Source organism: Pseudomonas sp. D3-10, from assembly GCF_051132175.1.
Taxonomy (GTDB): Bacteria; Pseudomonadota; Gammaproteobacteria; order Pseudomonadales; family Pseudomonadaceae; genus Aquipseudomonas.
The window spans coordinates 3,719,493-3,743,862 of the sequence record NZ_CP071668.1 but is presented as its reverse complement, the minus strand read 5'-3'; the positions used below and the strand labels follow the sequence as shown (position 1 = coordinate 3,743,862).

Here is a 24,370-nt window from a genome sequence, read left to right as displayed (position 1 = left end):
GATCTTGTGGGAGCGAGCCTGCTCGCTCCCACAATCAAGGAGTTTCAGCGCTTCTCCAGCTTGTCCGGCAGCGGCGCAAATAGCGCCTCGATGTCTTCATTCTGCAGTTTCCAATCCCCAGCCACACGCCCATCCAGCACGCCGGCCGCCAAGTCAGACTTTTCTTTTTGCAGCAGCTGGATCTTTTCTTCCACCGTGCCGCGGGCAATCAGTTTGTACACGAACACCGGTTTTTCCTGGCCAATGCGATAGGCGCGGTCGGTTGCCTGGTTTTCGGTGGCGGGGTTCCACCAAGGATCGTAGTGAATCACCGTGTCCGCTTCTGTCAGGTTCAGGCCCACGCCGCCGGCCTTCAGGCTGATCAGAAAGATTTGACGCTTGCCGCTTTGGAATTCCTTCACTGGCGTGCGTCGGTCTCGGGTCTGGCCGGTGAGGATGGCGTAATCCACGCCGCGTTTTTTCAGTTCATCTTCAATCAGCGCCAACATGGAGGTGAACTGTGAAAACAGCAGCACCCGCCGACCTTCTTCGAACAATTCCTCAAGCATTTCCATCAGGCTGTCGAGCTTGCCCGAGGTGCTGCCGCGGGTGGGCAGGGTGGCATCACTGATCAGGCGCAAATCGCAGCACACCTGGCGCAGCTTGAGCAGCGCTTCCAGGATGATGATCTGGCTGCGCGCCACGCCTTTGCGGGTGATCTCGTCGCGCACCTTCTTGTCCATCGCCAGGCGCATCGTCTCGTAGACATCCCGCTGGGCGTCGCTGAGTTCCACCCAATGGATGATTTCGGTCTTGGGTGGCAGCTCCGTCGCCACTTGCTCTTTGGTACGGCGCAGCAAGAAGGGTTTTATCCGACCGTTCAGGTGTTGCAATCGTACGTCGCTGCCGCGCTTTTCGATCGGTACGCGGTAGTCGCGATTGAAGCTTTTGACGTCGCCAAGCCAGCCCGGCAGCAGGAAGTGAAACAGCGACCAGAGTTCACCAAGGTGGTTTTCCAGTGGTGTACCGGACAGGCACAACCGTTGCCTGGCATCGAGTTCCCGGGCGGCTTGGGCGGCTTTGCTGGTGGGGTTCTTGATGTACTGGGCTTCATCCAGGATCAGTACATGCAGCGGCTGCGCCTTGAGGCGTTCGACATCCTTGGGAAGCAGCGCATAGGTGGTCAGGATCAAGTCGTAATCGGCCAGGCGCTCGAAGTGTTTCTTGCGCCCGGCACCGTACAGCGCCAGTACCTTAAGCTGCGGAGTGAAATGCGAGGCTTCGTCGAGCCAGTTGGGAATCAGGCTCGTCGGCATCACCACCATGCACGGTCGGTCCAGGCGCCCAGCGTTTTTTTCGCTGAGAATGTGCGCCAGGGTCTGTAGGGTTTTGCCCAGTCCCATGTCGTCCGCGAGAATCCCGCCTACTTCCAGCTGTCGTAGCGATTGCATCCAGCTCAAACCTTCGAGCTGGTAGGGTCGCAGCGTGGCGTTCAAGCCCTGCGGGGCGGTGGCGGTGTAGTCCTTGATGTCCCGCAGGCGTTGGGCCAGGCTGCGTATGTGCTCGCCACCTTCCCAGCGCAGCGGCATGTCCTGCAATGGGTTCAGGCGCAGGGCATCGGCGCTGTTGAGGCGCAGTTTGGTGGTGCCGGGCTCTTGCAGGTAGAACTCGCCGAGGGTCGCCAGCACGGGCTTCAACCGCCCGTACGGCAGGGCAACTTGCTGAGGGCCGAATTCCGAGTTGGGCCGGTGCGGCAAGTTAACCAGGATAAGTTCGTCATCGCGGCGCCTGGCCAGTCGTTCCGGGTTGAATAGCTCGATATGCGAGCGCATCAGGTTCAACAGGATAGGCAGCAGGCTCAGTCGCTCGCCGTTGACGATGATGCCCAGCTCCAGGTCGAACCAGTCACGCTCCGGAGTCTCATCGACCGTGGCGTACCACTCATCCACCGCCGTCAGGTCGAAGCCGAAGTCTTCATCAATCTGCAATTCCCAACCCTGGGTGCGCAGCTTTGGCAGGTCATTGAGGGTAAAGGTCAGCCAGGCGCTGTCGTTGACCATTTCGTACAGTTCGCCAGCGCTCTCCGGTAGAGCCTTGCTTTGTCGGGTCGCAACCTTGAATCCAAGAATTCGCAACTGCTCGCGGTAGGACTGTTCCACTTCGATCTGGCGTTTTATCCGCAGCGTCTGGGTTTCCTGGCGAATCAGTACGTCGGTGTTGCGCTGGCCGCTGACGTACTCGTCCAGATAACTGAAGGACAAGGCGGCGCGGTGCTGGATATAACGCTGCATCTTGCCGTTGCGCGGCTCGAAGGCGCTGAACTCGACACTTGCCAGCCAAAGCCGTGGCACCGGCTGCACGTTTTCCACCAGGACTTGCGGCGGGGCCTTGGGGCTGCGGTTGTCCAGCACTGCCTGGAGCTTTTCCAGCAATTGCGCGTCTTTTTCGGCGGCCGGGTAGGCCAGGGTTTCCTGAACTTGCAGCAGCACCGCTGCGCAATGCTTGCAATTGATGCGCACCGGGCAGGAGCACGCGGCGTCTAGCAGGATCAATGTGCCTTTGGCTGACTCCTTGAGGCGAATGGTCTGACGGTAGACGCTGCCGCCCGAGCCTTCGCAGCTGGCGATGATGGTGCTGTCGCCGGCCTCGACGACCCTCACGCGGTTTTCCAGCGCGTATCGGCGCCCACGCTCCAGGCTTTGTTCCTTGAATCGATTGACCCAGGAAGGTGCCAGCGGTTTGCTCAGGGGCGAGGGCATGGGCGCGCCGATCAGTCTGGAATGACGTCAGGTGCCTGCCGAGGCGCAGGCGCAGTCAACGAGGTGACCTTGATCAACAAGCCAAGGTGGCCGTTATCGAGGAAGTTCAGCTGGCCGTTCTTGGTATGGCTCTGTTGTTTCAAGCGCTCGCTGGCCGTGACCAGCCCATTGGCGTCGATCTGGTTGATCCAGAAGTCGGCGTCTACGTCAGTGAAACGGCCCAGTTTCAGTTCCAGGGTGCCCTCGATGGGAAACTGGCCGAACTGCTCGGCGCCATCACTGACGGCAATCTTGCTGCCCTGTTCGCCCAGGTTCTGTTGCCAGGCCTTGTGCATCAGCACGGTGTATTGACCGCTGGCGTTGAGTTTCTCGACGATGTTGCCCATCGCCGGCGTGCGCTGGCTGTCCGCGCCCAGGCGTTGTGCGCCGGCGTCCCAGTCCTCCGGCGCGGCGCGGCTGATAATGGCCGGCTCGGCATTCTGGCGGACCAGAATCATTTCAACCTGGTACAAGTCGTCAGCAACCGCCAGGGGAGCGATCAGCGTCATCAACAACGTCAAGGAGCGAAACAGGCGCATTGGGCGTCCTTCAAGCAGTGGTCGGATTGAGGCGCTCGAACAGCGCCTCTACGGTATTGAAGCGCTCTTCCGGGCGTTCCATGGGCACCATGAACTTGAACATCGTGGCGCCTTCGAATTTGTAGCGTTTGGGTTGGCCCTGGATCAGCTTGATCAGGACCAGCGGATCAACCGGGGTCTGCGCCTCGAACTCGATCCGGCCGCCGTTGGGGCCGCCGTCGACTTTCTTGATGCCCAATTGCTCTGCCTTGAGCTTGAGCAGCGTTGTGCGTACCAGGTTCTTGGTCGGCTCCGGAAGCAGGCCGAAGCGGTCGATCATCTCCACTTGCAGGTCCTTCAGGCCTTCCTCGTCGGTGGCCGAGGCGATGCGTTTGTAGAGGATCAGGCGTGCATGAACATCCGGCAGGTAATCCTCGGGGATCAGCGCTGGCACCCGCAGGTTGATTTCCGGGCCGCCGCCGAGGGGCTGGTCGAGGTTCGGTTGCTCGCCCTTGCGGATCGATTTGACCGCCCGTTCAAGCATTTCCATGTACAGGGTGAAACCCACTGCCTGGATCTGCCCGCTCTGGCCATCGCCAAGCAACTCGCCAGCGCCACGGATTTCAAGGTCATTGGTGGCCAGTACGAAGCCGGCGCCCAGGTCCTGGGTGTTGGCAATGGCTTCCAGGCGTTTTTCCGCGTCCGGGGTGATCTGCTGGCGCGGCGGTGTCAGCAGGTAGGCGTAGGCCTGGTGGTGACTGCGTCCGACCCGGCCACGCAATTGGTGCAACTGGGCCAGGCCGAATTTGTCGGCGCGCTCGATGATGATCGTGTTGGCGCTTGGCACGTCGATGCCGGTCTCGATGATGGTCGAGGCGATCAGCACGTTGAAGCGCTTGTGGTAGAAGTCGCTCATCACCTGTTCGAGCTCGCGTTCACGCATTTGTCCGTGGCCGATGCCGATGCGTGCTTCCGGCACCAGCTCGGCCAGGTCGGCGGCGCATTTCTCGATGGTCTTCACGTCGTTGTGCAGGTAATAGACCTGGCCGCCGCGCAGCAGCTCGCGTAGCAAGGCCTCCTTGACCGTGCTCTTGTTCTGCTCCATGACGAATGTGCGCACCGACAGGCGCCGGGCCGGCGGCGTGGCGATGATCGACAGGTCGCGCATGCCTGAAACGGCCATGTTCAATGTGCGCGGGATCGGCGTGGCGGTCAGGGTCAGGATGTCGACTTCGCTGCGCAGGGCCTTGAGCTGTTCTTTCTGGCGTACGCCAAAACGGTGCTCTTCATCGATGATCACCAGCCCGAGGTTCTTGATCTTCACATCGTCCTGCAGCAGCTTGTGCGTGCCGATGACGATGTCGATCTTGCCTTCGGCCAGGTCGGCCACGGCGGCGTTTACTTCCTTGGCGGATTTGAAGCGGCTCATCACTTCCACGGTCACCGGCCAATCGGCGAAGCGGTCGCGGAAAATGTTGTAATGCTGTTGGGCGAGCAGGGTAGTCGGCACCAGGATCGCCACCTGCTTGCCGCCATGCACGGCAATGAACGCAGCACGCATCGCCACTTCGGTCTTGCCGAAACCCACGTCGCCACACACCAGCCGGTCCATGGGCTTGGGCGCGAGCATGTCGGCGCGCACGGCTTCGATGGTGGTCTGCTGGTCGACGGTTTCTTCGAAAGGGAAGCCGGCGCTGAAGGTTTCGTAGTCGGCTTTCGGGTCCGCGAATGCATAACCTTCGCGTGCGGCCCGGCGAGCATAGATATCCAGCAATTCCGCTGCCACGTCGCGCACCTGTTCGGCGGCCTTGCGCTTGGCTTTCTGCCAGGTTTCCGAGCCCAGGCGATGGAGCGGGGCCAAGGCGTCGTCGCTGCCGGTGTAGCGGGCGATGAGGTGAAGGTTGGCCACCGGCACGTACAGTTTCGCCCCCTCGGCGTATTCGAGGGTCAGGAATTCGGCGGCCTGGTTTTCGATCTCCAGGGTCGCCAAGCCCAGGTAGCGGCCCACGCCGTGGTCGATGTGCACCACCGGCGCGCCTTCACGTAGTTCCGTGAGGTTCTTGATGACTGCGTCGTTGGCTGCGTCGGCGCGTTTTTCGCGACGACGACGCTGCATGACACGCTGGCCGAACAATGGGCTTTCAGCCACCAGCGCCAAGGCCGGATCGTCAAGGATCAAGCCCTCGTTGAGCGGTGCGATGGTGATCGCCAGGCGATCCTTGCCCGCGACAAAGTCAGGCCAGCTGTCGACGGTCTTCGGACGCAACTTCAGGCGTTCGAGCAGCTCCAGCAACACTTCGCGGCGGCCCGCGGACTCGGCGGTAAACAGCACACGGCCAGGGAAACCGTCGAGGAAACCGGCCAGGGCCGCCAGCGGTTGCGTGGCCTTGGCTTCGATTGCCAGGTCGGGCAAGGGCTTGGCGGGGAAGCGCTCACGGCCGGCGCCGGTTTCCACGTCCTGCTGGCTGGCCACCACGCGCGGCCAACTCTTGAGGCGGGCGAAGCAATCTTCCACCGGCAAGAACAGTTCGGCGGGCGGCAGCAAAGGACGGGACGGATCGACACGACGTTCTTCGTAGCGATTGCGCACGTCGTTCCAGAAGTTTTCCGCGGCCTGCTCGATGCCTGGCAGGGAAAACACCTGGGTGTCCTGGGGCAGATAATCGAACAGCGTGGACGTTTCTTCGAAGAACAGCGGCAAGTAATACTCGATGCCGGCCGGCGTGATTCCGCTGCTCAGGTCCTGGAAGATCGGGCAACGGCGGAAATCCACGTCGAAACGCTCGCGAAAACGCGCCTTGAACCGGGTGACCGCGTCTTTTTGCAGCGGGAATTCCTTGGCGGGCAACAGGCGGATCGATTGGACCTTGTCGATGGAGCGCTGGTTTTCCGGATCGAAAGTGCGCAGGGTCTCGATTTCGTCATCGAACAGGTCGATGCGATACGGCAATTTGCTGCCCATCGGGAAGAGGTCGATCAGGGCGCCACGGACCGCGAACTCACCGTGCTCGTAAACGGTATCGACGTAGCGATAGCCACTGGCCTCGAGCCGGCTGCGCATCTGCTCGACGTCAAGCTTCTGGCCGATGTCCAGCACCAGGCTGCTGCCCAGCAGGAACTGAGTCGGTGCGAGGCGATGTAGGGCTGTGGTGATCGGCACTACCAAAACGCCATGACTGAGCTCCGGCAGCCGGTAGAGGCTAGCGATGCGCTGGGAAATGATGTCCTGGTGCGGCGAAAAAAGGTCGTAGGGCAGGGTTTCCCAATCCGGGAAATGCAGCACTGGCAAATCCGGGGCGAAGAAACCCAGCTCCTGTTCCAGCCGCTCGGCGCTCTGGCTGTCGGCGGTCAACAACAGGGTGAAGCGCTTTGCAGCGCTGGCGGCCTCGGCGATAGCCAGGCTCAGGGCGGCACCGGGCAGGTTGCCCCAGTGCTGTTTACCTGCCGCGGCAGGGAGAAGCGGAAGACGCAGAACGGGCACGGAAGGTTGAGCTCCAGCGTTGCGACAAAGTCGACAATTGTAGCGGGGGAAGTGCCCGGCTGTCAGTCGCGGACTACTCTGTCAGAACGCAAAACCACGGCGCGACGGGCGCGCATTGCTCCGCAGAGGACTCGGCGGCATAATGTAGCCCCTTTTTTCAGCCCCTACATGTGGAAGGTTACCGTGACTCAGAAGCCCGACCAGTGTCTTGGTGAATGGATTGATCGTGAAGCACTCGCAGAAGCGATGATCCCTCTCATCGGTCAGCTCTACCGCAATAACAATGTGGTGAGCTCGATCTATGGCCGCAGCCTGATCAACCAGTCTGTCATCGCGATCCTCAAGGCCCACCGCTTTGCTCGCCACCGTTCTTCCGACGACAGCGAACTCTCCGTCCACGAAACATTCCCCCTGCTCAAGGCCATGAGCGAGCTCAAGCTCGGCGCGGCTTCGGTGGACCTGGGCAAGTTGGCGTTCAAATTCCGTAACGAAGGCAATGGCCGTAGCGCCGAGCAGTTCGTTCGCGAAGAGATGGCCGATGTGGTTGGTCAACAGAACGCTTCGCCGCGCAAAGGCACTGACGTCGTGCTCTACGGCTTTGGCCGTATCGGTCGTCTGCTGGCGCGCATCCTGATCGAGAAAACCGGTGGTGGCGACGGCCTGCGCCTGCGTGCCATCGTCGTGCGCAAAGGCGCCGAGAACGACCTGACCAAGCGCGCCAGCCTGCTGCGTCGCGATTCGGTCCACGGTTCGTTCAATGGCACCATTACCATCGACGAAGAAAACAACACCATCACCGCCAACGGCAACCTGATCCAGGTGATCTACGCGAAGAACCCGACCGAGGTGGATTACACCCAGTACGGCATCAAGGACGCGCTGCTGGTGGACAACACCGGCGTATGGCGTGACGCCGATGGCCTGGGCCAGCACCTGGCGTGCCCGGGTATCGACCGCGTTGTCCTGACCGCGCCTGGCAAGGGCAAGCTGAAGAACATCGTTCACGGTATCAACCACAACGAAATCACCGCTGACGACAAGATCGTCTCCGCCGCGTCCTGCACCACCAACGCCATCGTGCCGGTGCTCAAGGCCGTGAACGACAAGTTCGGCATCATCAACGGTCACGTCGAAACCGTTCACTCGTACACCAACGACCAGAACTTGATCGACAACTTCCACAAGGGCGATCGCCGTGGTCGTAGCGCCGCGCTGAACATGGTCATCACCGAGACCGGTGCCGCCACTGCTGCAGCCAAGGCCCTGCCTGAGCTGGCCGGCAAGCTGACCGGTAACGCGATCCGCGTGCCGACGCCGAACGTGTCGATGGCCATTCTCAACCTGAACCTTGAGAAAGCCGCGACTCGCGAAGAGATGAACGACTACCTGCGCTACATGGCGCTGCACTCCGATCTGCATAAGCAAATCGACTTCGTCAACTCGCAGGAAGTGGTGTCCACCGACTTCGTTGGCTCCCGCCACGCCGGTGTCGTCGACGCAGAAGCGACCATCGTCCAGGATAACCGTGTTGTCCTTTACGTCTGGTACGACAACGAGTTCGGTTACAGCTGCCAGGTGGTTCGCGTGATGGAAGACATGGCTGATGTGAATCCGCCTGCATTCCCGCGCTAAGCGTTAACTGCTTGTGAAAACGCCCCGACTTGTCGGGGCGTTTTTTTGCCTGGGATTTGTCAGGCGCCACTAACGGCAGAAGCTTGGGCGGTCCGCAGCTCATGCCGGTTACCCTTGAACAGCACCAAGGTCGCAATCAACCCCAACACCGCCGCGCCACTGAGCCAAATCCCCGGTGCTGCTTTGTTACCCAGCACATGGATCAGATAGGTACAGGCTGCCGGGGTAAACCCGCCGAAGGTGGCGGTGGCGAGGCTATAGGCCAGGGAAAAGCCTGTGGTGCGCACTTCGACCGGCATGATTTCCGTCAAGGCGACCACCATCGCTCCGTTGTAGGATCCGTACAGGAACGACAACCACAACTCGACGATCAACAAATGGCTGAAGCTGGGGTTCGCCACCAGCCAGGACAGCGCGGGGTACGCCGTCAAGATTGCGAGAATGGTCGCACCCAGCAGCAGGGGTTTACGTCCAATCTTGTCGGAAAACGCGCCCATGACCGGCAGCCAGAAGAAATTCGATAAGCCGATACACACCGTGACCAGCAGCGCATCCAGGTCCGACAGGTTCAGCTCTGCCTTGCCAAATGTCGGTGTGTAGGCGGTGATCAGGTAAAACGACACGGTGGTCATCACTACCAACGCCATGCCGGCCAAGACGATGCCGAAGTTCTGGCCGATGGAGCGGACGATTTCCGACAGGGTAGGGCGGTGTTTTCTTGCCTGGAATTCAGGTGTTTCTTCCAGTGAGCGGCGAATCACGAAGATGACCGGCACGATCAGGCAACCGACGAGGAACGGCACGCGCCAGCCCCATTCACCCATTTCCACGGGGCTCAACCAATGATTCAGAGCGACTCCCAGCAAGCCGGCAAACACCACGGCGGCCTGTTGGCTGGCGGACTGCCAACTGACAAAGAAGCCCTTGCGCCCCGGCGTGGAAATTTCCGCCAGGTACACCGACACCCCACCCAGCTCCACGCCAGCGGAAAAACCTTGCAGCAATCGACCCAGCAACACCAGCAACGGTGCCGCCACGCCCAGTGTGGCGTAGCCCGGAACGCAGGCGATGAGCACCGTGCCGGCGGCCATCATCGCCAGCGTGATGATCAGGCCTTTGCGGCGGCCGTGGCGGTCGATGTAGGCGCCGAGGAAAATCGCGCCCAGCGGACGCATCAGGAATCCCGCGCCGAACGTGGCCAGGGACAGCATCAGCGAGGCAAAGGCGCTGTCTGTTGGGAAAAATGTCTTGGCGATGGCCGTGGCGTAGAAGCCGTAGACCATGAAGTCGAACATCTCGAGGAAGTTGCCGCTGACGACGCGGAAAATCGCCTTGCCGTTGCTCGTGTTGGAAGACATGGTTAAGTACCCACTTTGGCAAATCTTGTATGAAAACGCTGTAGCCCCTGTGGGAGCGAGCTTGCTCGTAATAGCGGTGTGTCAGGTAGCGCATTGTCGATGAGCCCCCGCCGCCGCGAGCAAGCTCGCTCCCACAGGTTTTTTGCGCGTGTCTGTAGCCCATAATGGCTGGCGCGGTTTTGTCGGGAGATGAAGATTTGTTAACTGGACGATGGATAGGGGGTGTGATGCTTGCTGGCGTGTTATCCGCTTGCGGCAACGGCGACACCTTGGAGCGCTTCGACGGCCCGACCATGGGCAGCCGCTATTCCATCCAGTACGTCAGGCATGTCGCTACCCCCGGTCCGAAAGTGGTGCAGGGCGAGGTGGAAAAGATCCTGGCCGAAGTAGATAGACAGTTGTCCACCTATCGCAGTGACTCGGACATCGAGCGTTTCAATACGATGCCTGCTGATAGTTGCCGAGTGATGCCGGAGCCAGTGCTCGAGCTGATCCGAGCGGGCGAGCAACTCTCCTCGCAAAGCGCAGGCGCCTTCGATTTGACGGTTGAGCCTTTATTGAACCTGTGGGGGTTCGGTCCGCAGTCCCGGGAAGAACAGGTGCCGAGCGCCGAGGCCCTGGCCGAAACTCGTCAGCGCGTAGGTCATAGACATCTGCGCATTGAGCGCGACCAACTGTGCAAGGACGCCGCGGTGGAAGTCGATTTCAACAGCATCGCGGCCGGTTACGCCGTCGACCGCATCGCCGCCAGGCTTCAGGCCCTGGGCATCGACAGCTACCTGGCCGAAGCTACCGGTGAACTCAAGGCTATCGGGCGCAAGCCGGATGGTTCGCCCTGGCGCATCGCTCTGGAAGAACCACGGGACGACCGGCAAGTGGCGGAGCGGGTCATCGAGGTCAACGGCTACGGGATTTCAACGTCAGGTGATTACCGAAAATACTTCGAGCAGGGCGGCAAGCGTTATTCCCACACCTTTGATGTGCGTACTGGTGCGCCGGTCCTACACAACCTGGCGTCCGTCACGGTGATTCATCCTTCGGCGATGATGGCCGATGGACTATCGACGCTGTTGCTGATTCTCGGTCCTGAACGAGGTTGGGACTATGCCCAGGAACATGGCGTCGGGGTATTTTTCGTATTGCGGGATGGGGAGCGTTTCGTCAGCCGCACCAACGACATCTTTGAACGGATGACCCGTGGAAAAAACCAATGACCATTGAAGTGGAATTACCGTGGCGAGGGAGCTTGCTCCCGCTTGAGTGCGAAGCGCTCACAAAAATGGAGGGGGCGCTACACACCCCAGCGAGAGCAAGCTCCCTCGCCACAATGATCCAAGCGTATTTGAGATAGGTGTCATGCAATGACAGGGTGCTGAAAGGCTCCCGTGGCGAAATAGCGCAGGCAAAGGGGGCATTCTCAGTTAATTTACCCACAACGCGGTGGGGAAACTAATTGAGAACGCCCCCTAGCCTACGACGCGACCAAGGGGTAATGTGCGCGGCGTTGACGCTTCTATAGACTGTGGCCGGGCGCGTGAACCGGCCCCAAATTGTTCCTTCATGCCGCCGGTCGGCATGATTTAGCCGTCGGTGCCAAGCGTGGCATCGCGGCCTGTTCTGAGGAGTACGCATGGCTGTCTACAACTACGACGTGGTAGTACTGGGTTCCGGCCCTGCCGGGGAAGGCGCGGCAATGAACGCTGCCAAGGCAGGGCGCAAAGTGGCGATGGTCGACAGCCGTCGGCAGGTCGGCGGCAACTGCACCCACTTGGGCACCATCCCGTCCAAGGCCTTGCGTCACTCGGTCCGGCAGATCATGCAGTTCAACACCAACCCGATGTTCCGGGCCATCGGCGAGCCGCGCTGGTTCTCCTTTCCGGACGTGCTCAAGAGCGCCGAGAAGGTGATCTCCAAGCAAGTGGCCTCGCGTACCGGCTACTACGCTCGCAACCGTGTCGATGTGTTCTTCGGCACTGGCAGCTTCGCCGACGAGCAGACTGTCGAAGTAGTCTGTGGCAATGGCGTGGTCGAGAAGCTGGTGGCCAAGCACATCATCATCGCTACCGGTTCGCGCCCATATCGTCCGGCTGATATCGATTTCAACCACGCACGTATCTACGATAGCGACACTATCCTGAGCCTGGGTCACACCCCACGTAAGCTCATCGTCTACGGCGCCGGGGTGATCGGTTGCGAATACGCCTCGATCTTCAGCGGCCTGGGCGTGCTGGTGGAGCTGGTGGACAACCGCGGCCAGTTGCTGAGCTTCCTTGACTCGGAAATCTCCCAGGCCTTGAGCTACCACTTCAGCAACAACAACATTACCGTGCGCCACAACGAGGAATACGACCGCGTGGAAGGCGTCGACAACGGTGTGATCCTGCACCTCAAGTCTGGCAAGAAGATCAAGGCCGACGCCTTGCTCTGGTGCAACGGCCGTACCGGCAACACGGACACCCTGGGCCTGGAGAACATTGGCGTAAAGGTCAACAGCCGTGGCCAGATCGAGGTCGACGAGAACTACCGCACCTGCGTACCGAATATCTACGGTGCCGGTGATGTGATCGGCTGGCCGAGCCTGGCCAGTGCCGCCCACGACCAGGGCCGTTCGGCCGCCGGCAGTATTGTCGACAACGGCAGCTGGCGCTTCGTCAACGATGTACCGACTGGCATCTACACCATTCCGGAGATCAGCTCGATCGGCAAGAACGAGCAGGAACTGACCCAGGCCAAGGTGCCTTATGAAGTGGGCAAGGCCTTTTTCAAGAGCATGGCGCGGGCACAGATCGCCGGCGAGCCGCAAGGCATGCTGAAGATCCTCTTCCATCGCGAGACGCTGGAAGTGCTCGGTGTGCACTGCTTCGGCTATCAGGCGTCGGAGATCGTTCACATCGGCCAGGCGATCATGAACCAGCCGGGCGAACTGAACACGTTGAAATACTTCGTGAACACCACGTTCAACTACCCGACCATGGCTGAAGCCTATCGGGTAGCCGCCTATGACGGGCTCAACCGGCTTTTTTGAGCGGCTCCGGCCGGTGGCCTGAGCCGGCCGGGGAGACCGATTTCAGCAATTCTCGAGGGTGGCAGTGGCCAAACCGGGAAAGTCTGTAATCAGGCTGTCAGCGCCAAAGTCGGCGAGCCTGCGCATGAGCGCGGGCTCGTTGACCGTCCACACCGACACATGCAGCCCCTGGCGCTGCGCCTTGATAAGGCGTTCCGGCGTGCACAGGGTCCAGTTCAGCGCCAGAATCTCGCAGCCATAACTCTGGGCGACCTTCAACGGATCGAGCCAGGCGTATTCGGCCACCAGTCCGCGGGAAATGTCCGGGGTCAGGTCCAGGGCCGCCTTGAGCACTTCCCGGGAACTGGAGGTGATGGTGATCTTATCCAGCAGCCCGAAGCGTTGGGCCATCTCGCGAATGCCCAGCACGGTTGCGGCGGCGCGGGTGCGTGACGCGCTTTTCACTTCAAGTTGCCAGTGCTCGAAATCGCATTGCTCGAACAGCTCTTCCAGCCGAGGAATCGGGCACGGCTTGATCCAGCCTGGGCCACCTTTGCGCGCATCGTAGGTCACCAGTTCGGCGGCGGTGTGTTCGACGACTTTGCCCCGGCGATCGGTGGTGCGCTTGAGGGTCGGGTCGTGGATCACCATCAATTCGCCGTCCATGGACAGGTGCAAGTCCAGCTCGCAACGGCGCACGCCGTGCTTGAGGCATTCCTGGAACCCGGTGAGGGTATTTTCCGGTGCTTCGCCCTTGGCGCCGCGGTGGCCATAGATGAGGGTCACGGTTCTTCCTTATTGATGCCAGATTCGTTCAGTTCCCGCGCCAGGCGCCGTTCTTGCGCCTGTTTTTGCAGGATGTAGCGGGCCAGCAATTGGCGCTGGGCGTCGGTCGGGTGTTCAAACTCTGTTCCCACGTCGTAGCCATCGCCCTTGGGATCGCAATGCGTGACGCGGGCTCGGAGCAACAGGCCCAGGGCCTGGGGCATCAGCACCAGCTTGATCGACAGGTGCGCGCCGACCGCAACGGGGGAGGGGTATTGGAAATCAATGCCGCCTTCGGAGATGATCACAGGCTGTGGTTCGCCGATTTCGCCAAGCACGGTCACCGCGATGACCTGGCTGAGCAAGTCGATGCGTTTGTTCATGGCCTTCAGGTAGGCGGCGATGCTGCGTTCGCGCTCGCTGATCTGGCGCAACAGGTGCTGTGACTCGAATTCGCTCAGGTGCAATTCGCTGAGCAGATTGAACAATGGGGACTCATCCTGCAACACTTCCTGGCTGGCGGCTTCAGGAACGGACAGGGGCCGAATTTCCAGTGCGATCGTGTCCTCGATACGGTAGTATTCGCGGCGATCTTCTTCATCTAATGTCGACATGGCGAACCCATGGTAGCGGCGGTGGTCTGAGTGTAAAGCTGGTTTGTGACCCCCGCCACAAGGACGTTCCTTTTCCCTCCGAACAAGCCCCGACATGTTCAGACCTCTCTTCGTATTCATCGGCACGCGTTATACCCGTGCAAAGCGTCGCAATCATTTCGTATCGTTCATTTCCCTGACGTCCATCATCGGACTGGCCCTTGGCGTGGTCGTGATGATCGTCGTGTTGTCGGTGATGAACGGCTTCGATCATGAAATGCGCACCCGCGTACTGGGCATGGTGCCTCACGCGACCCTCGAAACCGGCGAAGCCATCAGCGATTGGCCGAGCCTGGCCGCCAACGTCAAGCGGAACCCGCAGGTGCTGGCCGTGGCGCCTTTCACCCAGATGCAGGGGCTGCTGACCAACGACGGCAAGGTTTCCAAGGTCTTGCTCAACGGCATCGACCCCGGGCTGGAGCGGCAGGTGTCGATCATCGACAACTTCATGAAGCAGGGCAAACTCGACGACCTGGCGCCAGGCAGCTTCGGCATCGTGATCGGCGACAAAGCCGCGGCCAAGCTCGGCGTGGCCATCGGCGACAAGCTGACCTTCGTCGCGCCGGAAGTCACCGTCACCCCGGGCGGCATGTTCCCGCGCATGAAACGCTTTACCGTGGTAGGCATCTTCCACGTCGGCGCCGGCGAGCTGGACGGCTACCTGGGCGTGACCAATCTTCAGGATCTCGCCCGCCTGCATCGCTGGAAACCGGACCAGGTCCAAGGCCTGCGATTGAAGTTCGATGACCTGTTCCAGGCGCCACGTGTTGCCTGGAACATTGCCCAGCAACTCGGCGAAGACCGTTACTACGCCCGCGACTGGACCCGCACACACGGCAACCTGTACCAGGCGATCCGCATGGAAAAAGCCATGATCGGCCTGCTGCTGTTGCTGATTGTCGCCGTGGCGGCGTTCAACATCATCTCGACGCTGGTGATGGTGGTGAACGACAAGAAGGGCGATATCGCCATCCTGCGTACCCTCGGCGCCACGCCGGGGCAGATCATGCGCATCTTCATGGTTCAGGGCACCGTCATCGGCGTTATCGGTACGTTCGTCGGGGCCCTGGTCGGAATGTTCGCCGCGCTGAATGTCAGCGCCGCGATTGCCGGTCTCGAAACCCTGATCGGGCACAAGTTTCTCAACGCCGACGTGTACTTCATCGATTACTTGCCTTCGCAATTGCAGGCCGATGACGTGTTGATGGTCTGCGGCGCCGCGTTGGTCCTGAGTTTTCTCGCCACCCTGTATCCAGCCTGGCGTGCCGCGCGCACCCAGCCTGCGGAGGCGTTACGTTATGAGTGAGTCGGGCATGAGTGAAAAAGCAATCTTGAGTTGCCGCAACCTGGGCAAATCCTACGAGGAAGGCCCGGAGTCGGTGGTGGTGTTGTCGGGCCTGCAGCTGGAGCTGCATCCCGGCGAGCGCGTGGCGATCGTCGGAACTTCCGGCTCGGGCAAAAGCACCTTGCTGAATCTGCTCGGTGGCCTCGATACGCCAACCGCCGGCAGTGTCTGGCTGGCGGGCGAAGAACTCTCGGCATTGAATGAGAAAGCCCGTGGCCTGTTACGTAACCGTTCCCTGGGTTTCGTCTATCAGTTCCACCATCTGCTGCCCGAGTTCACGGCCCTGGAAAACGTCTGCATGCCGCTGTTGATCGGTCGCACGGCGATTCCCGAGGCCCGTCAGCGCGCCACTGCACTGTTGGAGCGGGTAGGGCTGGGGCATCGCCTGGAGCACAAGCCGGCCGAACTGTCCGGTGGCGAGCGCCAGCGCGTGGCGATTGCCCGCGCCCTGGTCAACAAGCCCGGCCTGGTGATGCTCGACGAGCCGACCGGCAACCTCGATTCCCACACCGCCCAGGGCATCCAGGACTTGATGCTGGAGCTCAGCACCTCGATGCGCACGGCGTTCCTGGTGGTGACCCATGATATGAACCTGGCCCGCCAGATGGACCGCGTCCTGCATTTGCAGGAAGGTTGCCTGACGCCCATCTGATCGACCGAAACCCGGCGCTTGCCGCAAGCGCCGGGTCTTTTATTTTCATACGGTGCCCAACGAATGTTCAGACCGTTATCGATTTTCATCGGCACGCGCTATACCCGCGCCAAGCGCCGCAATCGTTTTGTCTCGTTCATTTCCATGACATCGATGATCGGCCTCGCCCTTGGCGTACTGGCGATGATCGTCGTGTTGTCGGTGATGAATGGCTTCCAGCGCGAAATGAGTTCGCGCATCCTCGGCATGGTTCCGCACGCCACCATCGTTGGCGTTAACCCGATCGATGACTGGCAGCCAGTGGCAGCCGCCGCATTGAAAAATCCTGAAGTCCTCGCGGCCGTTCCGTTCACCGAGATGGAAGGCATGCTGAGCCATAAAGGTTCGATGCAGCCGATCCAGATCAGCGGGGTGGACCCGGCCCAGGAAGGCAAGGTTTCCATCGTCGCCCAGCACATCGTCCAGGGCCGTCTCGACGCCCTGAAACCGGGGGAGTTTGGCGTGGTGATCGGCGAGATCACTGCCCGGCGCTTCCGCCTGAACGTGGGCGATAAACTGACCCTGATCGTGCCGGAAGTCAGCACAGCGCCTGGCGGCATCACGCCACGGATGCAGCGGCTGAATGTGGTCGGCGTGTTCAAGGTCGGCGCCGAGCTGGACGGCTCCATGGCGCTGATCCACCTGGCTGACGCCGCGCAGATGCAGCACTGGCAGCCGAACCAGGTGCAAAGCGTGCGCCTGGCGGTGAAGGACTTGTACGCGGCGCCGAAAGTCTCGGGTGATATCGCCACCGGTCTTGGCGCCAGCTACAAGGCCGACGACTGGACTCACACCCAGGGCAGCCTGTTCAGCGCCATGAAAATGGAAAAGACCATGATTGGCTTGCTGTTGCTGATGATCGTCGCGGTGGCGGCGTTCAACATCATCGCCACGTTGATCATGGTGGTGAACGATAAAGGCGCCGACATCGCCATCCTGCGCACCATCGGCGCCACGCCGCGGCAGATCATGGCGATCTTCATGGTCCAGGGAACGGTGATCGGCATCGTTGGCACGCTCATTGGCGGCGTGCTGGGCGTGATCGCCGCGTTGAACGTCAGTGAGTTGGTGGGTTGGCTGGAGCGGGTCAGCGGTCAGCACATCTTCAGTTCCGATGTGTATTTCGTCAGCAACCTGCCGTCTGAGCTTCAGCGTGGCGACGTGGTGCTGATCTGTTCTGCCGGGTTCATCCTCAGCTTCCTCGCCACCGTGTACCCGGCGTGGCGCGCGGCGAAGATCGAACCGGCGCAGGCGTTGCGGTATTCTTGAGGCTGAACCGGCTTACGTGGCGAGGGAGCTTGCTCGCGCTGGGCTTCGCCGCAGCCCAAAAATCTCACTCATCGAAATGATAAGCAGCGTTTGGATTTTGGGAGCGCTTCGCCCTCCAGCGGGAGCAAGCTCCCTCGCCACCGGGATTGAGTCCGGCAGGCGGGTTCGTGGCACAACCTGACAAAGTTGTAATCGAGTTGTAAGCCGACTGGCAGGCCTGCGACGATGGATTTTCCCACACGCTGAATCTGACTGGAGTATGGACATGTTGATGGGAGTACGCTTGATCCTGGCTGTTTGCGCATTGACCCTCAGTGCGCTGTCGTGGGCATCGCCGGGCCATTTTGATTTCGGTCAGCCTGCGCCAGCGGCCAAGGCCGGTCGCAGCATCGATGTGGTGATGGGCGACATGACGTTCGATCCCGGTGCGCTGGGCGTCAAGGCCGGCGAGACGGTTCGATTCGTACTCATCAACAAAGGCCAGCTGCTTCATGAGTTCAACCTCGGCAACGCTGCAACGCACGTGAAGCACCAAAAGCAAATGCTCAAGATGCAGCAGAGCGGCCAGTTGATGCCGACCACGATGAAGCCGGGGTTGGATCATGCCGCCATGGGCCACGGCGAGGCGAAGATGCGCCACGATGATCCCAACAGCGTGCTGGTGGAGCCGGGCAAGACCGCCGAGCTGACCTGGACCTTCAGCAAGGCCACGCGCCTGGAATTCGCCTGTAATGCTCCCGGCCATTACCAGGCTGGCATGAGGGGCGAGCTGACAGTCAGTCAGTAAGCACTCAAAGGCTGCGGCAAAGACTGGTAGAATCCGCTGATTCTTCAGTCAGGTTTCCGTCATGCATCCCGCAGCCGAACATTCGCCGCTGGGCAAATCCAGCGAATACATCGCCACGTACACGCCGTCATTGCTGTTCCCGATTCCGCGCGCCGCGAAGTGGGCGGAGCTGGGCCTGACGGCCGAGACCCTGCCGTACAAAGGCGTGGATTTCTGGAACTGTTTCGAATTGTCCTGGCTGTTGCCTTCCGGCAAGCCGGTGGTGGCCATCGGCGAGTTCGCCATCGCGGCGGATTCGCCGAACATTATCGAGTCCAAATCCTTCAAGCTTTACTTGAACTCGTTGAACCAGACCCCATTCACCGACACCGCGAGCCTGGAAGCGACCTTGCGCCAGGACCTTTCGGCGGCTGCCGGCAAGCCAGTGGGTGTGCGGATCCGCAGTCTCAAGGATGTGGAAAACGAAGGCATCGTGGCGCTGCCCGGTGCGTGCATCGACGAATTGGACATCAGCGTCGATTCCTATGAACACCCGCGCCCGGAACTGTTGCGTTGCGATGACTCGCGCATCGTCGAGGAAAGCCTGCACAGCCATTTGCTCAAGTCCAACTGCCCGGTGACGAGCCAGCCGGATTGGGGCAGCGTAGCGGTGGAGTATCGCGGCGCTGCGTTGGATCATGCGAGCTTGTTGGCCTACATCGTCAGCTTTCGCCAGCACTCGGATTTCCATGAGCAGTGCGTGGAGCGGATCTTCCTAGACCTGCAGCGCTTGCTCAAGCCGGAGAAACTGACGGTGTATGCGCGGTATGTGCGGCGTGGTGGGCTGGACATCAATCCGTATCGCAGCACCGACGAGGTGCAATTGCCGAACCATCGGCTGGCCCGCCAATGACATCTTGATTGTGGGATTGCATTTCAATTCGTAAACATTAAAAAGCCCTGCTGGCGATAGCAGGGCTTTCTGCGTTTCAAGGGTTTAGATCCCCATGCCGCCCAAGGTAATGACGATATTGCGCAGTGTTCCGGCGATCGTTGGGTGCTCCACTTCAAAACGCTCTACGGCCAGGTTTACGCCGTCGACCAGGCTGTTGTCCTGAAGCTGGTTTTCCAGTTCGATCTGAGATTCGATCTCTACCATCAACTTGTGCAGATGTTCGCGATCTGGCTCAGACAGCGGCGGGTCCTGTTCCAATTGCTCGCGCAAGGTATCGAGTTGTTCTTGCAATTCCCGGCTGGCAGGCATTGGCGTACTCCCTTTATTGATAGGCACAGACATGGACCGCGACGCTGCGTCAAAGGTCCTTGGCCTGCCTTAAGAGTAATCCACACTCACGCACCCTGCATGATCCGGCTCAGGGCTTCTCGCCTTTTTGTCTGCGCAGGCTGATGTCGGCCAGGCAAGTGTCCAGTTCGCCCAGGTGGTCGATCACCGAATGCACGCCGAGGCTGAAGAGCTGCACCGTGGCCTTGGCCCGTTTGATTTCCCGTTCCTGCTGGCTCAGGGCTTGCCATTCGGAAGGGGACAGCCCGCACAATGAGCCGCAGGACGCCAGTCCAATGGTCCACAACCCGGCGTTGAGCCCGGACTGCAACAACTTGGGTTCGCCACTGACCAACACGCAGCCGTCCAACTGTTGGACGTTCAGCGCCATGAGGGCTTGCCAGCAGGCATGCGGCGCCGGCCAAGGTTGATTTGTTGCGGGAAGTTGCGGCGCCTTGATGGACGCAGGCAACGAAGTCGCCAGGCCATGGCTGACGGCGGGGGGCAGGTCGTCGAGCCAGGCGCAGGGGATATCCAGATGCTGCAAGCGTTGCAGGCTTTCCAGCGCGCCTGGGGTCGGATGGGCATGATCCGATGGCTGGGTGCCTGGCTGGCGTACGCGCGCCCCGAAATCCACCAGGCATCCACTCAGGCCAAACAGTACGGCGGTAAGGCTGGGGGCAGGGAGGGGCAGTGCTTCGGCGCGCGGCATGGGAACGTCCTTGAAATAACCAGCAGCCTAGCGAGCGCGGATGACAGTCCGGTGACAGCACCATGATGCGAGTTAGTTGTGGAATATTCCTACAGCGAGCTTCTTGCTTCAGTGCTGCCTATCCACGTTTTCCGTCTTATACTAGCGGCCTTACCGCCTGGGCTCGGCGCCCTTGCCTGAATAATCCAAGGAGTTTTCGCTATGCGCTGGAGCCATCGTCTAGCTCAGCTGTGTCTATCTGCCAGTATCCTGCTGGTACCGTTTGCCGCCCAGGCCGCCACGGAAGAAGATCCATGGGAAAGCATCAACCGTCCAATCTTCACCTTCAACGACACCATTGATACCTATGCGCTCAAACCGCTGGCCCAGGGTTATCAGTACGTGACGCCGCGATTCCTCGAAGACGGCATCCACAACATGTTTCGCAACATCGGTGACGTGGGCAACCTGGCCAACGACCTGTTGCAAGCCAAACCGGCCGCTGCGGGAGTCGACACAGCCCGTTTGATTTTCAATACCACGTTCGGTCTCCTGGGGTTTTTCGACGTGGGCACCAAGATGGGCCTGCAACGTAACGACGAAGATTTCGGCCAGACCCTCGGGTATTGGGGGCTGGGCAGCGGACCGTACCTGATGCTGCCACTGCTGGGGCCGAGTACCCTGCGTGACGCGCCGGCCAAGTGGGTCGACAGCTACGCCACCCCTTACCCTTATATCGATAATGTCTCGGTCCGCAATTCGATCTGGGGCCTGAACATCGTCGACACCCGTGCCAGCCTGCTCTCGGCGGAAAAGCTCGTCAGCGGCGACAAGTATGTGTTCATCCGCAATGCCTTCCTGCAAAACCGCGAATTCAAGGTCAAGGATGGTCAAGTCGAAGATGATTTTTGATTTCCAATTGTAAGTTGCGGAGGCGGCCCAGATGGCCGCCTTCTTTGCTTTGGTAGGGTTCAAGCGCAGATTTGTCCTTCCATTGAGTTACGCTTCGCTCGGTTCTTATAACTCTCCGTGCTTTGACAAATAAAGACGGCAAGCGGCGATTCGCATGAGCTTGAAACGCCCCGCGGATGGGAGTACCGTCTGCGCCTTAGAAGGGCACCTCTGGTGTAACCGTGTGTAGGGCGAAGGCCTGAAGCCGGTACGGCAGAGAGGCTAGAAAGCGAATCCAGTAGTGCGCGCAGGCCCAACGCCAAGCCCGCTACGCCAACCTAATTCTGGCGCCGTTTGCCCACATGCCAAAAACCAGTGCCACGCTGCTGATAATCGATGATGACGAAGTGGTGCGAGCCAGTCTCGCGGCCTACTTGGAAGACAGTGGTTTCAGCGTCTTGCAGGCCAGTAACGGCCAACAGGGTCTTCAGGTATTCGAGCAGGAGAAGCCCGACCTGGTCATCTGCGACTTGCGCATGCCGCAGATGGGCGGACTCGAACTCATTCGCCAGGTCACCGAGCTGTCGTCGCAGACCTCGGTCATCGTCGTTTCGGGCGCGGGTGTGATGAACGACGCGGTCGAGGCGTTGCGCCTGGGCGCGGCGGACTACCTGATCAAGCCCCTCGAAGACCTCGCGGTGCTTGAGCACTCGGTGCGCCGAGCCCTGGATCGCTCGCGACTGCTGGTGGAGAACCAGCGCTACAGGGAAAAGCTGGAGACCGCCAATCGCGAGCTCGAAGCCAGCCTGAACCTGTTGCAAGAGGACCAGAACGCCGGGCGCCAGGTGCAAATGAACATGCTGCCGGTGAGCCCCTGGACGGTCGATGGTTTCCGTTTTGCCCATCAGATCATCCCGTCGTTGTACCTGTCGGGGGACTTCGTCGATTATTTTCGTGTAGATGAGCGTCGCGTGGCGTTCTACCTGGCGGACGTTTCCGGGCACGGTGCTTCGTCGGCGTTCGTCACGGTGTTGCTGAAGTTCATGACCACGCGCCTGCTGTTCGAATCCAAGCGCAACGGTACATTGCCGGAATTCAAGCCTTCGGAGGTCCTTGGGCATATCAACCGGGGCCTGATCAGTTGTAAGCTGGGCAAGCACGTCACGATGGTCGGTGGAGTCATCGACGAGGAGACTGGTTTGTTGACCTATAGCATCGGCGGTCACCTGCCGTTGCCTGTGTTATATACACCAGACAGTGTTCGTTACCTGGAAGGGCGTGGTTTGCCGGTAGGCCTGTTCAACGAGGCGACCTATGAGGACCACGTATTGGAGCTGCCACCGACATTCAGCCTGACGCTGATGTCTGATGGCATTCTGGACCTTTTGTCAGAGCCTACACTCAAAGAGAAAGAAGCGGCCTTGCCCGAGCGGGTGAGTGCAGCGGGCGGCAGCCTGGAAGGCCTGCGGCAAGTGTTTGGATTAGCCACGCTAGGGGAGATGCCGGATGATATCGCCCTGTTAGTGTTGAGCAGGAACCTTTGATGAGTACCGGTAGAATCCAGTTCGCCGAGCAGGACGGCACTTTTGTCCTGAAGTTTGTCGGTGAGGTGCGCCTGACCTTGTGTTCGGCGCTGGATGCGACAATAGAAAAGATCTTCACCGCGCTGAATTTCAGCGCCATCGTGATCGACCTGACCGAAACCCGCAGCATCGACAGCACTACGCTGGGCCTACTGGCCAAGCTGTCGATACTGTCGCGGCAGAAAGTCGGCCTGCTGCCGACTGTCGTCACTACCCACAACGACATCACCCGTCTTCTGCAATCGATGGGTTTCGACCAGGTGTTCAACATCGTCGGCGATCCGGTGCCATGCCCCGATTGCCTGGACGACCTGCCTGACCAGGACCAATCCGAGGAAGAAGTGCGGATCAAGGTACTCGAAGCCCACAAGATCCTCATGGGGCTGAACGACTCCAATCGCGAAGCGTTCCATGACTTGGTGAATGCGCTGGAGCGGCCTTGATTCTTGAGCCTGCGTAGGCCGGACTGACGCTTTCGCGAGCCTGCTTGCGAATGGCCTGGTCAGACGCCAGATTTCTCAGGCCGAGCCGCATAAAAAAGGGCGAACCCATCAGGGTTCGCCCTTTTGCATGCCTTGCGAATCAGCTCAAAGCTTGGCTTGCAGCAACGCTTCCAGCTTCTCCTGGTCACGAGCGAACTGACGGATGCCTTCAGCCAGTTTCTCGGTCGCCATGGCGTCTTCGTTGGACAACCAGCGGAACTGGGGCTCATTGAGGCTCAGGCGAGCTTCTCCAGCTTGCCCAGGTGCCAGTTTGCGCTCCAGCTTGCCTTCGTCGGCGGCCAGTTTCTCCAGCAGCTCAGGGCTGACAGTCAAGCGATCGCAACCGGCCAATTGCTCGATCTGGTTGAGGTTGCGGAAGCTCGCGCCCATAACCACGGTCTTGTAGTCATTGGCCTTGTAATAGTTATAGATGCGCGTCACGGACTGCACGCCCGGATCATCGGCGCCGGTGTAGTCGTTGCCGTTGGCCTTCTTGTACCAATCGTAGATACGGCCCACGAACGGCGAGATCAGGAAAACCCCGGCATCTGCACAGGCAGCGGCCTGGGCGAAGGAGAACAGCAGGGTCAGGTTGCACTGGATGCCTTCGCGCTCCAGTTTCTCGGCAGCGCGGATGCCTTCCCAGGTCGAAGCGATCTTGATCAGCACGCGGTCACGGCCAACGCCGGCCTTTTCGTACAGATCGACCAGCCGATGCGCGCGCTTGAGCATGGCTTCGGTATCGAACGAAAGGCGTGCATCCACTTCGGTGGAAATGCGCCCCGGAATCACTTTCAGGATTTCCTGGCCCACCGCAACACCAAAGCGGTCGCTGGCCAGGCCCACGTCGCCCTTGCAGTCCGCCACGCAAGCGTTCAGCAGCTCGGCATAACCGTGGATGGCCGAAGCCTTGAGCAGCAGGGATGGGTTGGTGGTGGCGTCGACGGGTTTGATGCGGGCGATGGCTTCGAAGTCGCCCGTATCGGCCACGACGGTGGTGAACTGCTTGAGTTGTTCCAGCTTGGAAGTCATGAGCGTGCTCTGTCCTATGGGTCCGTTGACATTACCCGAGGGCCGGCAGCCACTCAAGGGCGTGAAGAGGTATCGATGGCCCCAGCGGCAACAACCTGAAAACGGGTGTTTGAAAGGCCGGGGCAACTACCGGTAGATACGATGCCAAAA

At 60.3% G+C, this 24,370-nt stretch carries 20 protein-coding genes; 11 read left to right on the top strand and 9 right to left on the bottom strand.

Annotated features, from left to right (window positions below; all coding sequences use genetic code 11):
- Nucleotides 1-44 precede the first annotated feature (44 nt).
- Genes J3P90_RS16815 through mfd form a run of 3 tightly spaced genes read right to left on the bottom strand, consistent with a single transcriptional unit; the run spans nucleotide 45 to nucleotide 6,776 of the window.
- Nucleotides 45-2,738: a DEAD/DEAH box helicase gene (locus tag J3P90_RS16815; RefSeq protein WP_434610580.1), complete on the bottom strand. Its 2,694-nt coding sequence runs from the start codon at nucleotides 2,736-2,738 to the stop codon at nucleotides 45-47.
- Between the two features lie 11 nt (nucleotides 2,739-2,749).
- Nucleotides 2,750-3,316 (bottom strand): CsiV family protein, encoded by a 567-nt coding sequence (locus J3P90_RS16810; protein ID WP_434675074.1) that lies wholly within the window; start codon nucleotides 3,314-3,316, stop codon nucleotides 2,750-2,752.
- Nucleotides 3,317-3,326: 10 nt separating this feature from the next.
- Complete coding sequence (mfd, locus tag J3P90_RS16805) at nucleotides 3,327-6,776, bottom strand: transcription-repair coupling factor (RefSeq protein WP_434675073.1); 3,450 nt, start codon at nucleotides 6,774-6,776, stop codon at nucleotides 3,327-3,329.
- A 168-nt stretch (nucleotides 6,777-6,944) separates the two neighbouring features.
- Here mfd and J3P90_RS16800 point away from each other — a divergent pair, with 168 nt between their 5' ends.
- Nucleotides 6,945-8,408 (top strand): glyceraldehyde-3-phosphate dehydrogenase, encoded by a 1,464-nt coding sequence (locus tag J3P90_RS16800; RefSeq protein WP_420764673.1) that lies wholly within the window; start codon nucleotides 6,945-6,947, stop codon nucleotides 8,406-8,408.
- 59 nt (nucleotides 8,409-8,467) lie between these two features.
- Here J3P90_RS16800 and J3P90_RS16795 read toward each other — a convergent pair whose 3' ends face one another.
- Nucleotides 8,468-9,766 carry an MFS transporter gene (locus tag J3P90_RS16795; RefSeq protein WP_434675072.1) on the bottom strand — a complete coding sequence of 433 codons (1,299 nt, stop codon included), beginning with the start codon at nucleotides 9,764-9,766 and terminating at the stop codon, nucleotides 8,468-8,470.
- A 227-nt stretch (nucleotides 9,767-9,993) separates the two neighbouring features.
- Here J3P90_RS16795 and J3P90_RS16790 point away from each other — a divergent pair, with 227 nt between their 5' ends.
- Nucleotides 9,994-10,980, top strand: coding sequence for an FAD:protein FMN transferase (locus J3P90_RS16790; RefSeq protein WP_434676586.1), 987 nt, complete (start codon nucleotides 9,994-9,996; stop codon nucleotides 10,978-10,980).
- A gap of 416 nt (nucleotides 10,981-11,396) precedes the next feature.
- Entirely contained in the window at nucleotides 11,397-12,791 is a 1,395-nt protein-coding gene (sthA, locus tag J3P90_RS16785; protein ID WP_304553302.1) for a Si-specific NAD(P)(+) transhydrogenase, read from the top strand.
- A gap of 42 nt (nucleotides 12,792-12,833) precedes the next feature.
- Here the strand turns inward: sthA and J3P90_RS16780 are convergent, their stop codons facing one another.
- Complete coding sequence (locus tag J3P90_RS16780; protein ID WP_434563286.1) at nucleotides 12,834-13,556, bottom strand: glycerophosphodiester phosphodiesterase; 723 nt, start codon at nucleotides 13,554-13,556, stop codon at nucleotides 12,834-12,836.
- Nucleotides 13,553-14,149 carry a PilZ domain-containing protein gene (locus tag J3P90_RS16775; protein WP_434563288.1) on the bottom strand — a complete coding sequence of 199 codons (597 nt, stop codon included), beginning with the start codon at nucleotides 14,147-14,149 and terminating at the stop codon, nucleotides 13,553-13,555. Before J3P90_RS16775 ends, J3P90_RS16780 begins: the two co-directional genes overlap by 4 nt.
- Before the next feature lie 94 nt (nucleotides 14,150-14,243).
- Between J3P90_RS16775 and J3P90_RS16770 the strand changes: the two genes are divergently transcribed.
- The 5 genes from J3P90_RS16770 to queF all read left to right on the top strand — a co-directional run bounded on the left by J3P90_RS16770 (nucleotide 14,244) and on the right by queF (nucleotide 19,172).
- Nucleotides 14,244-15,494 (top strand): lipoprotein-releasing ABC transporter permease subunit, encoded by a 1,251-nt coding sequence (locus J3P90_RS16770; protein ID WP_434675071.1) that lies wholly within the window; start codon nucleotides 14,244-14,246, stop codon nucleotides 15,492-15,494.
- 7 nt (nucleotides 15,495-15,501) lie between these two features.
- Nucleotides 15,502-16,185, top strand: a complete 684-nt coding sequence (gene lolD, locus J3P90_RS16765; RefSeq protein WP_162843734.1) for a lipoprotein-releasing ABC transporter ATP-binding protein LolD — start codon at nucleotides 15,502-15,504, stop codon at nucleotides 16,183-16,185.
- A 63-nt stretch (nucleotides 16,186-16,248) separates the two neighbouring features.
- Nucleotides 16,249-17,493: a lipoprotein-releasing ABC transporter permease subunit gene (locus tag J3P90_RS16760; RefSeq protein WP_434675070.1), complete on the top strand. Its 1,245-nt coding sequence runs from the start codon at nucleotides 16,249-16,251 to the stop codon at nucleotides 17,491-17,493.
- Nucleotides 17,494-17,758: 265 nt separating this feature from the next.
- Nucleotides 17,759-18,280 (top strand): copper-resistant cuproprotein CopI, encoded by a 522-nt coding sequence (gene copI / locus J3P90_RS16755; RefSeq protein ID WP_434675069.1) that lies wholly within the window; start codon nucleotides 17,759-17,761, stop codon nucleotides 18,278-18,280.
- A gap of 61 nt (nucleotides 18,281-18,341) precedes the next feature.
- The gene (queF, locus tag J3P90_RS16750) at nucleotides 18,342-19,172 is read left to right on the top strand and encodes an NADPH-dependent 7-cyano-7-deazaguanine reductase QueF (RefSeq protein WP_434675068.1); all 831 of its coding nucleotides are present in this window, start codon (nucleotides 18,342-18,344) and stop codon (nucleotides 19,170-19,172) included.
- 84 nt (nucleotides 19,173-19,256) lie between these two features.
- Here queF and J3P90_RS16745 read toward each other — a convergent pair whose 3' ends face one another.
- Nucleotides 19,257-19,523: a DUF4404 family protein gene (locus tag J3P90_RS16745; RefSeq protein WP_434675067.1), complete on the bottom strand. Its 267-nt coding sequence runs from the start codon at nucleotides 19,521-19,523 to the stop codon at nucleotides 19,257-19,259.
- A 109-nt stretch (nucleotides 19,524-19,632) separates the two neighbouring features.
- Entirely contained in the window at nucleotides 19,633-20,253 is a 621-nt protein-coding gene (locus J3P90_RS16740) for an HAD family phosphatase (protein WP_420764664.1), read from the bottom strand.
- A gap of 201 nt (nucleotides 20,254-20,454) precedes the next feature.
- Between J3P90_RS16740 and J3P90_RS16735 the strand changes: the two genes are divergently transcribed.
- The 3 genes from J3P90_RS16735 (at nucleotide 20,455) to rssC (ending at nucleotide 23,149) form a co-directional block, all read left to right on the top strand.
- Nucleotides 20,455-21,144: an MlaA family lipoprotein gene (locus J3P90_RS16735; RefSeq protein ID WP_420764663.1), complete on the top strand. Its 690-nt coding sequence runs from the start codon at nucleotides 20,455-20,457 to the stop codon at nucleotides 21,142-21,144.
- A gap of 341 nt (nucleotides 21,145-21,485) precedes the next feature.
- The gene (rssB, locus tag J3P90_RS16730; RefSeq protein ID WP_434675066.1) at nucleotides 21,486-22,667 is read left to right on the top strand and encodes a two-component system response regulator RssB; all 1,182 of its coding nucleotides are present in this window, start codon (nucleotides 21,486-21,488) and stop codon (nucleotides 22,665-22,667) included.
- Nucleotides 22,667-23,149 carry an anti-sigma factor antagonist RssC gene (gene rssC, locus J3P90_RS16725; protein ID WP_420764662.1) on the top strand — a complete coding sequence of 161 codons (483 nt, stop codon included), beginning with the start codon at nucleotides 22,667-22,669 and terminating at the stop codon, nucleotides 23,147-23,149. The genes rssB and rssC overlap by 1 nt, the downstream gene beginning before the upstream one ends.
- Before the next feature lie 144 nt (nucleotides 23,150-23,293).
- On the opposite strand, the gene tal is transcribed toward rssC, so the two are convergent.
- On the bottom strand, nucleotides 23,294-24,220 hold the full coding sequence (tal, locus tag J3P90_RS16720) for a transaldolase (protein ID WP_420764661.1): 927 nt from the start codon (nucleotides 24,218-24,220) through the stop codon (nucleotides 23,294-23,296).
- Nucleotides 24,221-24,370 lie beyond the last annotated feature (150 nt).